This window comes from Campylobacter sp. CFSAN093233, from assembly GCF_011068165.1.
GTDB lineage: Bacteria > Campylobacterota > Campylobacteria > Campylobacterales > Campylobacteraceae > Campylobacter_D > Campylobacter_D jejuni.
Map to the genome: position 1 here is coordinate 42,977 of NZ_JAAMWY010000009.1, position 15,275 is coordinate 58,251.

Sequence of the window (15,275 nt, forward strand, 5' to 3'; positions counted from 1 at the left end):
TTTTTGATGAATTTAAGAAAGGATTTAGAGTTTGAGAAAAATCAAACTCTAAAAATTTAAAAGCCTAGATTTACTCCGCCACCTTCTTGGGTTTGATAATTTGCATCACGACCTATAGTGTAGCCATTTCCACTATTGCTACCGATTAAAGGTCTACAAATATCGCCTACTTTTACACTACCTTCTGTGATTTTTGCATAAGAAAGTTTAGGGCTTGTGCGAGTGATTTCAATACTTCCTGTTTTGCTTTCTACTCTTCCTGTATTTTCTTTTGTATAAGTATCTTTTATAACCTTCCCAAGAGCAAAACATTCATAAACATCACCTTGATTTAAGCTTTGAGAAAATACTACTTCATTGTTTTCAACGCTTGCAACTTTCAAAGGATAAATTGCATTTAAAATATCTCCTGCAATACGATTTGCAATTTGTTTGAGTGCAGCTTCATTGGCGCTAAGACTATTGTCTTTAAGATTGACTTTCATACTTAAAGTATTAGAAAATTTAATTTGTCTTGTAGCAAATAAAAGCACACGATAATCTACGATAACTTCAATTTCAGTTTTGCTTTTTCCTGTTAAATTGCTTGTTTTTTGTTTACCTTCAAGTCCTGAAATAGAAAACAATAAAATATAATCAGTTGCTAACACATTTTTAAGTTTATAAACTTCATCACTAGCTGCGTCACCACTTTTGATTAAAGCTTTTTCCATTTCATAATAGCCACTAAAATCACGGTCTAAAACATTAAATTTACGACTTTGCAATAAATCAGAAATGATTTTTTGTTGTAAAGCTGAGCCTATGCCTCTTTTTGCAGCATCTGGAGTAGAATCAAAAACAGTAATACTTCTTCTATTATCTGCACTTAAACCTGGAGCTTGATACTTTTTTGTTGTTGTGGTTTTAAAAATCGTTACATTGACTGTATATTTACCATTTGTATCTTGTTCAACACTATTGATTTCATAAGTATCGGCTCTACCTTTGGTGGCTTTTGAAATTTGCTCGCTGTAATTATCTTGTATGTTTGAACCTGAATTATCAGTTGAAACGCTAGTGTTAGATTTCTTAAGAGAATTGATGCTTACTCCGCTCATTTTTCCTATAGCCTCTATAATGGCATTGTTTATCGCATCTTCCCTGGTCAAGCCTGTGCCTTCACCTGTGCTTGATTTTGTTGAAGTTGTGGTTATAACTTTAGCATTAAGACTTAGGCTTAAAAATAAGCCTAAAAAAAGAATTTTAATTATTTTCATCTTTTACCTTTAAAAATCATCCATGCTATTTACAACATTAGAACTTCTTTGTATGCTAGAAGATTTTTTAGCTTCATTTTTTGTTGCATTTGACTTTGAATTTAAAGCCTCATTTGTGTTAGTTAAATTTTCATAAGAATAAAATCTCACAGCTCCTACATGTTCAATACCATTTTCACTTGTATAGCTCCATTTTTTAAGAGTACGAATACCACGAATTTTACCGCTTGCGCTTGCTTTTATTTTACTATTTACTTTATCAATAATATTTGTTACGTTTTGAGTTTGTTCTTGAGTGGAACTATCATTAACATTAATACTTTGTTTGATGATTTCCTCGTAAGTATCACCAGTTGTTCTTTCATCTTTAAGACTTAAATTTGTATTAATAAACTCTATAATAGCAGCATCAGCCATAGTAAGTGCTGTTTCTTTGGCTCTATCTTCTAAAATATTTGTTTTTTTAGCATTACTAGGATCTGCTACATAACCCCAGTTTCCATAACTTAAAATAATAGGTGCACCATTTTCATCATAAACTAAGCGAATTCCATATTCATTTAAAAAGCCTTTTGTATCTTTTGGCAGATACTCACTTATTGCCTTGCCTTTACCCTTAATAGCACTCTGTCTTGCTAGTGCCATATCTTTTGCTAATTGGCGAGTTTTATTGGAAATAACAGCAATAACACCTACATCATACTCACCTCTTCTTTGTGTAACTATAGTTTGCACAGGAACAAGTCCACTCATAGAACCTATGGCATTTGTCATAGTTTTATTAAGAAATTCTTGCTTTAATAAAGTCTTTTTTCTGTCTTCGCTTAAAGAATTTGTATCTATACCTAAATCTTTTAATGCCTTATCAAGCTGAGCACCAGCTAATTGTGTAAGTTTATTTAAAATTTGATCAACCTTATCACCTTTTGGCAATTCATCAAATTCCTTAGCATTAGTAGAATTGTCTGCTTCATAATTTTGAATCTTGCTTGTAGCAATTCTTCCAAAAGCATCTCTTATAAATTCGCTTTGCAAATTTAACATTGCTTTTTGGTAAGCATTTTGTAAAGCTTGTGCAAATTGTGGATCAGTATCATTTACAGCAACAGTACTTTTTCCTGTATAAAAAGTTTTTCCATCTTTGGTTATACCATATTCTATACCGAAATTATCCGCAAATTCTTCAAAAAAATCTTCAATTGATTTTGGGGTAATATCCTTAGTACTTGCGTCAGACATTTCATTTTGAGTATTTATATCTTGTTGTGTAATTTCTACAGGCTGGGAACCTTGTGCATAAAGTAAACTTGCCATAACTAAAGAGCCGATAAATAATATTTTTTTCATTTCGTATCCTTTTAAAAATCATAAAAAAAGCCCAAGCTAAACACTTGAGCTAAAAAATTTTATTCATAAATTAATTTTTATTTTACCAAGTAACTGATTTACTAGAACCGGTTTTATCAATAGTTTGTTCATCTTCCCAATAAACTAAACCTGATGTTAAATCAGTAAGTCTTAACAAGAAAAAGTATTCTACTTGAGTTTTACCATTGCTAAGTTTTACATTATCTTGTCTAATTTTACCCGCAAGAGAAAAATCAGGCGATACCAATGTCCCTTTTTTTGCTATGGTTTTTTGATTAAACTCATCATTATCTCTTAATTCTCTTACATCTTCACTCATGCTATCAAGTGCTCCGCCTGCAGCAACTGCTGAAGTTAGAACAAATTTACCTGATTTTCTTAATGCAGAAGTGATTTTTGCGGTGAGTTTTTCAGTATCGATTCTTTGCGGGGTATCATTCACAACCCTACCAATAGCAATAACCTTTCTTGTACCTGGTTTAATATTTGCAAAAGCAGGATCGCTTAACATACTATTTATCATAGTTTCAGCTGCACTTTCAAAATCTTGTCTATCAAGACCCAAGGTTAAAGCATCGCCTTTTTTTATCTGACTTGCCTTTCCATCTGTATAAGCTGTTTGCGCACAACCACTAAAAAGCAAAGCTCCAATAAGAGCTGTTCCTAAAATTTTTGTTTTTTTCATGATTTATCCTTCCTAAAATGAGATTAATTTTTTGCTTTAATTTCTAATCTAAACTCCTTCGCTCTTGTATCAGATACAAGTTTACGAAGAATTACCTCTTGTCCTGCTGGAATTCTAAGGGCTTGATAGTCCTCATTTAAAACATCTCTTAGCACAAAACCATCTTTATCTAACCAATCTACTTTATAAATTACATCTTTAGCAAAAGTACTGCGCAAAATCACTTCAAATTCTAAATAACCATTGCTATTTATACGCTTTTGAAATTGTTTTACTAAACTTTTTGGTAAATTTGAACCTAAAATTACAGTATTTTGATTTGAATTTATTTGATAACTTGGTGCACAAGCACTAAGTAAAAACATTAAAATAAATAAAATATTTTTTTTCATCTTTTAGCCTTATTTTTCCATGATAGCAACACTTGCGGGTAAATACGGAGCAAAAGAACGCACTATCACAAGAGCATTTTTATTTTTATCCAATGATTTTTGAAACAAAATATTGCCTTGTGGATCTTTGATTTCTAAATTTCCGTCGTTTTCTATTGTTGCTATGGCAATACTTTTTGGTAAACCTCTCCAAGAACGCACATCAGCTTTATTGGTTGCAGCAGTTGCTACTGCTGTTGCAAGACTTAGCCATCCACCTGTAGAGTCATTATTTGCAACAGCTACATTTAAAGTGGTTTTAATTATAGTTTGAGCTAAGGCTTTAGCAATCATTGCAGGCATATTTATTTTAAATTCAGTAGCGACAATATTGTCTAAATCTACAAAATCATTTGTATTTTGACCATTTATATTTAAATTTGCAAAAGAAGCTTCCCTTTTTTTTAAGGTTTGTAAAGCAATATTTGTGCTAATAATTTTTTTATCCACTATAAAAGGTAAGGTTAAAGCAAATTCATCCTTAACTACACCAAATCCATTTTCATAAACTACAAAAACATATTTTTTAGCTTTTTTAACTTTTATTTTTGTGGCATATTCTTTAAAAATTTTAGCCTCTTTTTTGATAGTTTTGTTTTTTGGATAAATAATAGATACTTCTCTAAATAAATCTGCAGCTTTTCTATAATCTTTATCCATAAAGAAAAATATTGAAGCAAGATAAGTCGCATAAGGATTTATGAAATTTTTTGTTGTATCAAATTCTTTAAATAAGTTATCATATTGCGCTTCTATAACTTTTGAATTTTCATTCATATTTTTATCATAATTTTTATCTTCTTTTGCCTTATCTAAATCAGCACGATTTTTTTCAATTTCTTTAGCAAAATATTCTTTTGCCTTATCTTGACGCATTAAAGCACGATTAAACTCAACTCTTGCATTTTCATAATCATCTTCTTCCATATAGTTTAGAGCTTTATATATATTAACCATAATTCTTTCATATAAAGAACCATCATAATCTACTATATTATCATTAAGCAAGGTTGTACCAATAAATTTAGCTGCTTTAGGGCTTACATTTTCTAAATCCACATCATATTTATAAGATTCTTCTACAGCATCAAAAAATACATTACTTTTATTAAAATCACCACAATTTCTAGCAATCAAACCTGCATTTAATCCTGTATAAATGACATCATCATTTTTTTTAATTTTTTCTAAATTTTGATTGAAAAAATCATCACCACAATATTTTTGTGTTAAAGTATTTTCAAATGTTGTATTTTGTTTAACCTGATTAACACAAGCTGTTAAAAAAAGGCAAGCAATACCTGAAAAAATCAACCCAACTTTTATCTTCATTAAATTCCTTTCTTAAAGAAAATTAAAAATGAATATTATAGCGTAGTATATACTTAAAAACTAATGAAAAAATTTTAACCCTAGGAGAGAAAAACCTAGGGTTTGATTTAAATAAGCATAGGAGCTAATACAAAGCCTAATGCTACAGCAATTGCAATAGCTAAAACCCCTGGTATAAAGAATGAGTGATTAAATATAAATTTACCAATTCTAGTCGTTCCTGTATCATCCATTTGCACAGCACCAAGTAAGGTTGGATAAGTTGGAAGCACAAAAAGTGCCGAAACTGCTGCAAAACAAGCTACAAGCATATAAGAATCATGCGGATTTGCTGCTGAAATTCCTAAAGCGGTGATAATTACAGGTACAATGGCCTTTGCGGTTGCTGCTTGAGAATATAAAAGCATGCTTGCAAAGAAAAATGCAACTGCTAACATAGCAGGGGTTTGTTTAACCCAGTCGCCTGCTACTTCTTTAATAGAAGCTTCGTGTCCTGCAACAAAAGTATTTCCAAGCCATGCTACACCAAAAACGCAAACACAAGCAGTCATACCACTTTTAAATACACTGGTATCAAGAATTTTACCTGGTTCAACTTTACAAAGCCAAGTGATCAAAGTTGCTGCAGTAAGTAAAAAGCTCATAATAGCTGCATCTCTTGGAACCACAACAGGATCAATCCATTTAATATTGCTTGAAATTGCGGTTGCATAAAGTACAACTGCCAAAACAGTGATCAAGAAAATTACCACTGAAAGTTTAGCACCTGGTTTATCTTCACCATGTAAAATAGCTCCTGCATCTTTAACAAGTCCTGCTTTTAAGCGTTCTTGATAAACGCTATCTTTGCTTAAATCCATAGGAGTGATTAAACTCACTATAAAAGCTGTAAGCATACAAGCTATAAAAGTTGTGCTAATCCAAATTCCAATTAAAGTTGGATAATTCCATCCTAGTGGTTCTAAAACCCCGCTCATATAAACCACAGCTGCACTCACAGGAGAAGCAGTGATTCCAATTTGCGAAGAAACAACCATTAATGAAAGTGGAACACTAGGTTTTATATTTTGAGATTTTGCAACATCAACTACAACAGGCATTAAAGAAAATACTGCATTTCCTGTTCCTGCTAAGATAGTAAGCAACCATCCGCAAGCTGGAGCTAAATAATTTATAAATTTAGGGCTTGATCTTAAAATTTTTTCTGTAACCCTAACCATATAATCAAGTCCACCTGCTTGTTGCATAGCAGAAATTGCTGCAATAGCTGCGGCAATAATTAAAATAACATCCCAAGGAATATTACCAGGTTTCATTCCCAAAACAAGTCCTAAAACAACAACACCAAGTCCTCCTGCATAGCCTATAGCAATGCCGCCTAGGCGAATACCGATAAAAATCGCCCCAAGAAGGACGATTACTTGCAAAATTATCATTATTGTATCCATGGTTAAGCCTTTATATTATTTTTTAGCTTCCATATGTGGATTTAACATATTTGCAGGAGTTAAAATTTCATCAATTTGTTCTTTACTTAAAAGCCCTCTTTCAAGCGCAATATCAGCCACTCTTTTTCCAGTGTTCATTGCCTCTTTAGCTATAGAAGCTGAATTTTCATAACCAATATAAGGATTTAAAGCTGTTACTATACCTACTGAATTATAGACAAAGTCTGAACAAATTTTTTCATTTGCGGTAATACCATCTATACATTTATCAGCTAAAGTATACATTGCTTTTTCTAGCATTACAACAGAATTAAATAAGCTATATGCTACAACTGGTTCAAAAACATTAAGTTGCAATTGTCCACCCTCACAAGCAAAAGTTACAGTTACGTCTGCTCCAATAACAAAATAACAAACTTGATTAACTACTTCAGGAATAACAGGATTTACCTTACCTGGCATGATAGAACTACCTGGTTGCATTTTTGGAAGATTAATCTCATTAAGACCACATTTTGGACCACTACTTAAAAGTCTTAAGTCATTACATACTTTAGAAAGTTTTGTTGCAACACGTTTTAAAACACCTGAAATTTGTACATAAGCTCCCGTATCTTGAGTCGCCTCGATCAAATCCTCAGCCACAGTATATTCAAAACCTGTCACTTCTCTTATTTTTCTTTCTACAACCTTCGGATAATCAGGATGAGAATTAATTCCCGTTCCAATAGCAGTTCCACCCAAATTGATCTCTAAAATCAATTTTCTAGCTTCTAATACTCTTTGTATATCTTCACCTATCATTACGGCAAAAGTTTTAAATTCACGACCTAAAGTCATAGGTACAGCATCTTGCAGTTGGGTTCTACCCATTTTAAGAACATCTTTAAATTCTTCAGCTTTTCTCTCATAAGCTTTTTTTAGATGTTCCATAGCTTTTGCCAAATCACTTAAATAATCATGCAAGGCAAGGTGTAAAGCTGTAGGATAAGCATCATTAGTACTTTGGCTTAAATTAACATGATCATTTGGATGAAGATATTGGTATTCACCTTTTTTATGACCCATAAGTTCAAGTCCTATGTTCGCTATAACTTCATTAGCATTCATATTTGTACTTGTTCCAGCACCTCCTTGGATCATATCTACTACAAATTGATCATAATACCCGCCTTCTAAAATTTTATCGCACGCTTTAATAATCGCATCTTGGATATTTTTATCCAAAAGACCTAATTCATGATTTGCCATAGCTGCAGCTTTTTTTACTCTAGCCAAAGCTCTAACAAAGCGAGGAAAATCTTTTAATCTATCATGAGAAATATCAAAATTTTCAACAGCTCTAAAAGTTTGCACTCCATAATAAACCTCATCAGAGATTTCTAATTCCCCAATAAAATCATGTTCTTTTCTTGTTCCCATTTTAAACCTTTCATAAAAGTATTTTAATTTAAAATCAAAAATTTTTGATTTAAATCATAAAATAATGATATTGCATTTTTAGTTAATAATTGGTTAATAAGAAAACTACTTTCAAATACAATAAATTAAGTATTTTTATATCCTATTATGTCTTTATATTTAATTTTTATTAATATAAAAAATTTTATTTACTTCAAAAAAAATTAATATATTTTTGCAAGCTTTTTTGTTAGAATAAAATTTTTAATAATTTAAATAATTAGGGATAATATGGAAGAAATTACAATAAACATAGATAAGATTAAAATAAATGATGACTGGAAAGAATTTTTAAGAGACGAATTTCAAAAAAAATATTTTCTAGAAATCAAAAAACAATACCTAAATGCGATTAATCAAAATATAGTTATTTATCCGCCTGCAAATTTAATCTTTAATGCTTTTAATTTATGTCCTTTAAAAGAAATTAAAATTATTATCCTAGGACAAGATCCTTATCATCAACCAAATCAAGCAATGGGGCTTAGTTTTTCGGTTCCAAAAAATGTAAAAATCCCACCAAGTCTTAATAATATTTTTAAAGAATTGCAAAATGATTTAAACATCACTCCAGCAAAAAGCGGAGATTTAAGCTCTTGGGCAAAACAAGGAGTTTTGCTCTTAAATTCTATTCTTAGCGTTGAAGCAAATAAAGCAGCTAGCCATAGTTCGTGGGGTTGGCAAGAATTTAGTGATGCTATAATACATAAATTAAGTAATGAAAAATCAGGGCTTGTTTTTATGCTTTGGGGAAATTACGCAAAAAACAAGGAGATTTTGATTGATAATACTAAGCATTTGATTTTAAAAGCAGCTCACCCAAGTCCTTTAGCTAGAACAGGATTTTTAGGTTGTAAGCATTTTTCAAAGGCTAATGAATTTTTAAAAAAAGTTGGTAAAATTCCTATAGATTGGAAAATAGTTTAAAAAATTATTTTAAACTTTAATAAAAATATTAAAATATATTTATTTATTTAAAAATAAATCATATTTCTATGAAATATATTGTAATAAAACGACTCAAAAATTAATTCTTAAGGAGAAAAATGAAAACCATTGGTATTATAGGCGGAATGAGTTTTGAAAGCACTATTACTTATTATAAAACAATAAATCAAGCTATAAATGATAAATTAAAATCTTTAAATTCTGCAAAAATTTTACTTTACAGTGTTAATTTTGAAGAAATAGAAAATTTACAAAGCCAAGATAAATGGCAAGAAGCTGCACAAATTTTGACTCAATGTGCTAAAAAATTAGAACTTGCAGGGGCTAATTTTATAATAATTGCAACTAATACTATGCATAAGGTTTTTGATGAAATTCAACAAAATATAAATATCCCTATTTTACATATTGCAAAAAGTTCTGCTAAGGCTTTAAAACAAGAAAACATACAAAAAATTGGTTTATTGGGTACTAAATACACAATGACGCAGGATTTTTATAAAAAAGTGCTTATTGAAGAAAATATTAGCGTTATTATTCCTAGCGATGAAGATATAAAAATCGTTAATGATATTATTTTTAATGAGCTTTGTAAAGGTGAAATCAAGCAAGAATCTAAAGAAAAATATTTAAATATTATAAAAAAACTACAAGAAAAAGGGGCAAAGGGAGTGCTTTTAGCTTGCACTGAAATTGGTTTATTAATATCCAAAAATGATACAAATATCAAAATTTTTGATACAAGTCTTATTCACGCCCTTGATGCTGCTAATGAAGCTTTAAAAGATTTATAATTAAAAGATGCCCAAAAATGGGCAAATTGCAATATTTTGAAAAGATTTATACTTATATCGGTTTAAATCTTATCTTGCTTTATAGTTTGCTATCTTTTTCTAATTGATTGATATTTAGCATGATAAATTTATAGCTTAGATAAATTACTAAAGGCCAAGCCAATAAAAACAAAGCATGTAACATTTTTTCTCCTTAATATGCGTGATCATCGTTTGCGATTTCTTCGCGTGTGATTTTTACTTTATCCATTGCATTCCAAACATAGATAATATAAGCTAAAACAAAAGGTACAAGTAAAGACACATAAGCCATGACGCTTAGAGTATAATAGCTTGAACTTGCATTTTTTAAAGTTAAAGAACTTTGCAAATCACTTAAAGATGGGTAAAAAGCACTTTGACCTAAACCAATGCTTGATAATAAAGCAAAAACTGTTAAAACCGTTCCAAGTCCTAGGGTAAAAATAGCTTTAGAGCAACCTTTTGCTCCTTGAACCATACCTAAAAGCACTAAAATCACACCAACAACAAGCAAGATAGCAAAAATCATTTGATTTAAGAAATTATATAAATACAAATTCGCACTCATGCTTACAACTCCATTTGCATCTACACTAAAACCATCTTTTAAGAAAATCCACACTAAAAAACCTAAGAAAAAAGGTAAAAATAAAATGCTATTGACCATGAGTTTTTTCATAGCTCTTATTTTGATATTCTCATCATTGATATTGTTCATAAAATACGCTGCACCTAAAAGCCTTGCTAAAAATACTAAAGCTAAGCCTAAGAGATAATTAAAAGGATTAAGTAAAAGTTCTAAGCCATGCAAAGGATTTTGCCAAGAAACAAAATTATGCTCATTTAAGATAAATTCAGAGCCGCTAAAAAAGCTACTTACCGCAACTCCGATTAAAAACACACCTAAATAGCCATTGATTTTAAGAAAAATTTCATAGGTTTTAGAGCCATAAACATTATTTTCTTTTTTGCGATATTCATAAGCCACAGCTTGTAAAATAAAACAAAATAAAATACAAAGCCAAGCCCAATAAGCACCGCCAAAACTTGTACTATAAAAAAGTGGAAAAGCCGCAAAAGCTGCTCCACCAAAAAGTACGAGAGTTGTAAAACCAAGCTCCCATTTACGCCCTAAAGAATTGACTAGCATGGTTTTTTCAAGCTCATCCTTGCTAAGCTCATCGATTAAAGTCTGTCCACCTTGGACAAAAAACATAAAAACCAAAAGTCCGCCGAGTAAACTTAAAATCAACCACCAATAAATTTGCAAACCTTCAAGTTCTAAACCAAAAAACATTATTTTTCTCCTTTGCCCATAAGTGGAGTATGTCCTGCATGTGCGTCAAAACCTTTTTTAATCTGAGTAAGCATGATTTTAACTTCTGCAATCAATAAGGCTGTAAAAAGTACTGCAAAAATCCAAAATGAAATTTGAACATTGACTTTTCCAAGTTGTGTTGCTGCGATATGTACAGGAAGCAAGTCTTGAATTGCCCAAGGTTGTCTGCCTACTTCAGCAACAATCCAACCTGCTTCAGCGGCAATATAACCCAATGGAATGGATAACAAACACACCCAAAGTACTTTTCTAAATTTCTCAATATCATTTGCCATGGTAAGATAAAGCGTAACGATGAAAAGTAAAAAGAAAAAACTTCCTAAAGCAACCATGATATGAAAGCTATAAAAAGTTAAAGCCACAGGTGGAATAGTATCGCTTGGTTTTTCTAAATATCCATAACCAAAATCTTTAAAATGAGTTTCTAAAATGGATTTGTGATTTGCCATAGCTATTGTATCATTGTTTTCTTTAGCAAGTTTATAGTCTTTTAGAGCTTGTATAGCGATTTTTCCTCTATCGATACGATTTTGCATAGGTTCTATACCTTTGCTTTCATTTCCATAGATCAAATCTTCAATTCCTGGAACAAAAGAATTTGGATCACGGTTTCCTAATATAGAAAGAGCGTAAGGTATAGTAATGTCAAATAAAAACACACTTTCGTTATTATCTATGGTTTTTTTAGGATTTAAAATTCCAAAAGGTACAAGTCCTGCACGATGTTCACCTTGATAAACCCCTTCCATAGCTGCAAGTTTCATAGGTTGAGTTTGAGTTACACGGTAAGCGCTTTCATCTCCGCTGAAAAACAAAAAGATTGAACAAACCAAACCAAAACTAGCTCCTACAACTAAGCTTTTTTTAGCCTCGATAATATGGCGTCCTTTTAACATAAACCAAGCTGAAATTCCCATTACAAATAAAGCTGAAATCACATAACCACTGCCTATGGTATGTAAAAATTTTGAAATAGCTACAGGAGAAAGTGCTACTTCAAAAAAGCTTTGCATTTCATTTCTTGCTGTGTCAGGGTTAAAGCTCATTCCTACAGGATATTGCATCCAACCATTTGCCACTAAAATCCAAAAAGCAGAAAGATTACTTCCTATAGCCACACACCAAGTTGAAAGTAAGTGAAAACCCTTGCTTACTTTATCCCAGCCAAAAAACATAACTGCAAAAAAAGTAGCCTCTAAAAAAAATGCCATAATACCTTCAACCGCCAAAGGTGCACCAAAAATATCACCCACAAACCAGCTATAATTTGCCCAGTTTGTTCCAAATTCAAATTCCATTATAATGCCTGTAGCTACACCGATAGCAAAATTTATAGCAAATAATGAAAGCCAAAATTTGGTGATTTTTTTCCATCTTTCATTTTTAGTTTTTACATAGATGGTTTCCATGATAGCGATCATAAAAGACAAGCCTAAGGTTAAAGGCACAAACAAAAAATGATAAAGTGCAGTTAAAGCAAACTGCGCTCTTGACCAATCAACGCTACTAAGTTCGTTCATTTATTTTCCTTCGAGTGTAAGATTTTTGAGTACAAAAGTGCTTTTTTCTTTGTCGCTTTTAAAAATAGAATTAAAATTTACATCAAAAACAAAAAGTTTTAAAATCACAAACATAACAAAAAGTTTGATAAAAATAATTTTCCAAAGGGTCTTTCCAAGAGTTAAATTTTTAAAACCTTCTTTGTAAAAATTAAAAATTTGAGAGATGCTAAAATATAAGTGTTTAAGATACATGTAAATTCTACCTTTAAAAACAACAAAATAAAACATTTTTAAAAAGCGGAAAATTATAATGAAATTTATGTTATTATTTTCTTAAAAATTTAAATACATATCAAGGTTTTTAATGCAAAAAATTATAGTTTTTATTTTATGTTGTTTTATGACTTTTTTTCTTTATGCATGTTCTTCTAAATTTGAAAATGTAAATCCTTTGGGGCGTTCATTTGGCGAATTTGAAGATACTGATCCTTTAAAACTAGGACTTGAACCTACTTTTCCTACCAATCAAGAAATTCCAAGTTTAATTAGCGGTGCTGATTTAGTACCTATTACTCCTATTACCCCACCTTTAACTAGAACAAGCAATAGTGCCAACAATAATGTAGTAAATGGGATCAATCCTCGCTTTAAAGACGAAGCTTTTAATGATGTTTTAATTTTTGAAAATCGCCCTGCGGTTTCTGATTTTTTAACCATTTTAGGCCCTAGCGGAGCAGCTTTAACGGTTTGGGCTTTAGCACAAGGAAATTGGATTTGGGGCTATACTTTAATCGATAGTAAAGGATTTGGCGATGCTAGAGTTTGGCAACTTTTGCTTTATCCTAATGATTTTGCAATGATTAAAAATGCCAAAACCAATACTTGTCTTAATGCTTATGGTAATGGAATTGTCCATTATCCTTGCGATGCAAGCAATCACGCACAAATGTGGAAACTTATCCCTATGAGCAATACAGCGGTTCAAATTAAAAATTTAGGAAATGGAAAATGCATACAAGCACCTATTACAAATCTTTATGGTGATTTTCACAAGGTTTTTAAAATTTTTACCGTAGAGTGTGCAAAAAAAGATAATTTTGATCAACAATGGTTTTTAACTACTCCGCCTTTTACTGCAAAACCTTTATATCGCCAAGGAGAGGTACGATGAAAAAAATTATATGTTTATTTTTATCTTTTAACCTTGCTTTTGCAAATTTAGAAAATTTTAATGTTGGCACTTGGAATTTGCAAGGCTCATCCGCAGCCACAGAAAGCAAATGGAGTGTTAGCGTAAGACAACTTGTAAGTGGAGCAAACCCCTTAGATATCTTAATGATACAAGAAGCAGGAACTTTACCAAGAACAGCCACTCCAACAGGACGCCATGTGCAACAAGGTGGAACACCTATTGATGAATATGAGTGGAATTTAGGAACTCTTTCAAGGCCTGATAGGGTTTTTATTTATTATTCTCGCGTTGATGTAGGAGCTAATCGTGTAAATTTAGCTATAGTTTCAAGAATGCAAGCTGAAGAAGTGATTGTTTTACCTCCACCTACTACAGTTTCAAGACCCATTATAGGAATTCGCAATGGAAATGATGCTTTTTTCAATATCCATGCTTTAGCTAATGGAGGAACAGATGTAGGAGCAATTATCACAGCTGTAGATGCACATTTTGCAAATATGCCTCAAGTTAACTGGATGATAGCAGGGGATTTTAACCGTGATCCTTCTACTATAACAAGTACAGTGGATAGAGAATTAGCAAATAGAATTAGAGTGGTTTTTCCAACTAGCGCAACTCAAGCAAGCGGAGGGACTCTTGATTATGCAATTACAGGAAATTCAAATAGACAACAAACCTATACTCCACCGCTTTTAGCTGCAATTTTAATGCTTGCAAGTTTAAGATCTCATATAGTTTCAGATCATTTTCCAGTAAATTTTAGAAAATTTTAGGACATTTAATATGAAAAAAATTATTACTTTGTTTTTTATGTTTATAACTTTAGCCTTTGCAACTCCTACTGGAGATTTGAAAGATTTTACCGAAATGGTTTCTATAAGAAGCTTAGAAACGGGAATTTTTTTAAGCGCCTTTAGGGATACCTCAAAAGATCCTATTGATCAAAATTGGAATATTAAAGAAATTGTTTTAAGCGATGAGTTAAAACAAAAAGATAAATTAGCTGATGAACTTCCTTTTGGTTATGTGCAATTTACAAATCCAAAAGAAAGCGATCTTTGTTTAGCCATCTTAGAAGATGGAACCTTTGGAGCAAAATCTTGTCAAGATGATCTAAAAGATGGTAAATTAGAAACTGTATTTTCTATAATGCCAACAACAACTTCAGCTGTGCAAATTCGTTCTTTAGTTTTGGAATCTGATGAATGTATAGTAACTTTTTTTAATCCAAATATTCCTATACAAAAACGCTTTGGAATAGCCCCTTGCACCCTAGATCCTATTTTTTTTGCTGAAGTAAATGAACTAATGATTATAACCCCACCTTTAACAGCTGCTACCCCTTTAGAATAAGATTTTTATCTTGTTCTATTTTTATATTTATTTAATATTTATGATATTACTAAAATACACAAAATAATTAATAATAATACAATGTAATTTACCTTACTCTATAATTCTTTTATTTTAATTTAATTTTTTGTTACAATAAATT

The 15,275-nt window shown here is 31.2% G+C and carries 15 protein-coding genes; 5 read left to right on the forward strand and 10 right to left on the reverse strand.

Annotated features, from left to right (window positions below):
* Positions 1–56: 56 nt before the first annotated feature.
* The 7 genes from FBF15_RS08610 to aspA form a co-directional block, all read right to left on the reverse strand.
* Positions 57–1,259: a CsgG/HfaB family protein gene (locus FBF15_RS08610; RefSeq protein WP_038816677.1), complete on the reverse strand. Its 1,203-nt coding sequence runs from the start codon at positions 1,257–1,259 to the stop codon at positions 57–59.
* Between the two features lie 9 nt (positions 1,260–1,268).
* Positions 1,269–2,606, reverse strand: a complete 1,338-nt coding sequence (locus FBF15_RS08615) for a DUF6844 domain-containing protein (RefSeq protein ID WP_038816678.1) — start codon at positions 2,604–2,606, stop codon at positions 1,269–1,271.
* Between the two features lie 82 nt (positions 2,607–2,688).
* Positions 2,689–3,312, reverse strand: coding sequence for a penicillin-binding protein activator LpoB (gene lpoB / locus FBF15_RS08620; protein WP_002868402.1), 624 nt, complete (start codon positions 3,310–3,312; stop codon positions 2,689–2,691).
* Positions 3,313–3,335: 23 nt separating this feature from the next.
* Positions 3,336–3,704, reverse strand: coding sequence for a YcfL family protein (locus FBF15_RS08625; RefSeq protein ID WP_038816679.1), 369 nt, complete (start codon positions 3,702–3,704; stop codon positions 3,336–3,338).
* 9 nt (positions 3,705–3,713) lie between these two features.
* Positions 3,714–5,075 (reverse strand): COG3014 family protein, encoded by a 1,362-nt coding sequence (locus tag FBF15_RS08630; protein WP_038816680.1) that lies wholly within the window; start codon positions 5,073–5,075, stop codon positions 3,714–3,716.
* A 107-nt stretch (positions 5,076–5,182) separates the two neighbouring features.
* Entirely contained in the window at positions 5,183–6,523 is a 1,341-nt protein-coding gene (locus tag FBF15_RS08635) for an anaerobic C4-dicarboxylate transporter (protein ID WP_052804008.1), read from the reverse strand.
* A 15-nt stretch (positions 6,524–6,538) separates the two neighbouring features.
* Positions 6,539–7,945, reverse strand: a complete 1,407-nt coding sequence (gene aspA, locus FBF15_RS08640; RefSeq protein WP_002860578.1) for an aspartate ammonia-lyase — start codon at positions 7,943–7,945, stop codon at positions 6,539–6,541.
* Positions 7,946–8,215: 270 nt separating this feature from the next.
* On the opposite strand from aspA, the gene ung reads away from it, so the two are divergent.
* Together ung and FBF15_RS08650 are read left to right on the forward strand one after the other, a co-directional pair.
* Entirely contained in the window at positions 8,216–8,911 is a 696-nt protein-coding gene (ung, locus tag FBF15_RS08645; RefSeq protein ID WP_002859767.1) for a uracil-DNA glycosylase, read from the forward strand.
* A gap of 119 nt (positions 8,912–9,030) precedes the next feature.
* Positions 9,031–9,726 (forward strand): aspartate/glutamate racemase family protein, encoded by a 696-nt coding sequence (locus FBF15_RS08650; RefSeq protein ID WP_002868441.1) that lies wholly within the window; start codon positions 9,031–9,033, stop codon positions 9,724–9,726.
* A 193-nt stretch (positions 9,727–9,919) separates the two neighbouring features.
* Here the strand turns inward: FBF15_RS08650 and cydB are convergent, their stop codons facing one another.
* Genes cydB through FBF15_RS08665 form a run of 3 tightly spaced genes read right to left on the reverse strand, consistent with a single transcriptional unit; the run spans position 9,920 to position 12,840 of the window.
* A complete protein-coding gene (gene cydB, locus FBF15_RS08655; RefSeq protein WP_002867829.1) occupies positions 9,920–11,044 on the reverse strand; it encodes a cytochrome d ubiquinol oxidase subunit II in 1,125 nt (374 codons plus the stop codon).
* A complete protein-coding gene (locus tag FBF15_RS08660; RefSeq protein WP_002859765.1) occupies positions 11,044–12,606 on the reverse strand; it encodes a cytochrome ubiquinol oxidase subunit I in 1,563 nt (520 codons plus the stop codon). Before FBF15_RS08660 ends, cydB begins: the two co-directional genes overlap by 1 nt.
* Positions 12,607–12,840, reverse strand: coding sequence for a DUF4492 domain-containing protein (locus FBF15_RS08665; RefSeq protein WP_002851632.1), 234 nt, complete (start codon positions 12,838–12,840; stop codon positions 12,607–12,609).
* A gap of 112 nt (positions 12,841–12,952) precedes the next feature.
* Here FBF15_RS08665 and cdtA point away from each other — a divergent pair, with 112 nt between their 5' ends.
* The 3 genes from cdtA to cdtC are packed head-to-tail and all read left to right on the forward strand — an operon-like array spanning position 12,953 to position 15,133.
* Entirely contained in the window at positions 12,953–13,759 is an 807-nt protein-coding gene (gene cdtA / locus FBF15_RS08670; protein WP_002859763.1) for a cytolethal distending toxin subunit Cj-CdtA, read from the forward strand.
* On the forward strand, positions 13,756–14,553 hold the full coding sequence (cdtB, locus tag FBF15_RS08675; protein ID WP_002851847.1) for a cytolethal distending toxin nuclease subunit Cj-CdtB: 798 nt from the start codon (positions 13,756–13,758) through the stop codon (positions 14,551–14,553). The genes cdtA and cdtB overlap by 4 nt, the downstream gene beginning before the upstream one ends.
* Positions 14,554–14,563: 10 nt before the next feature.
* The gene (gene cdtC, locus FBF15_RS08680) at positions 14,564–15,133 is read left to right on the forward strand and encodes a cytolethal distending toxin subunit Cj-CdtC (RefSeq protein WP_002851967.1); all 570 of its coding nucleotides are present in this window, start codon (positions 14,564–14,566) and stop codon (positions 15,131–15,133) included.
* Positions 15,134–15,275 lie beyond the last annotated feature (142 nt).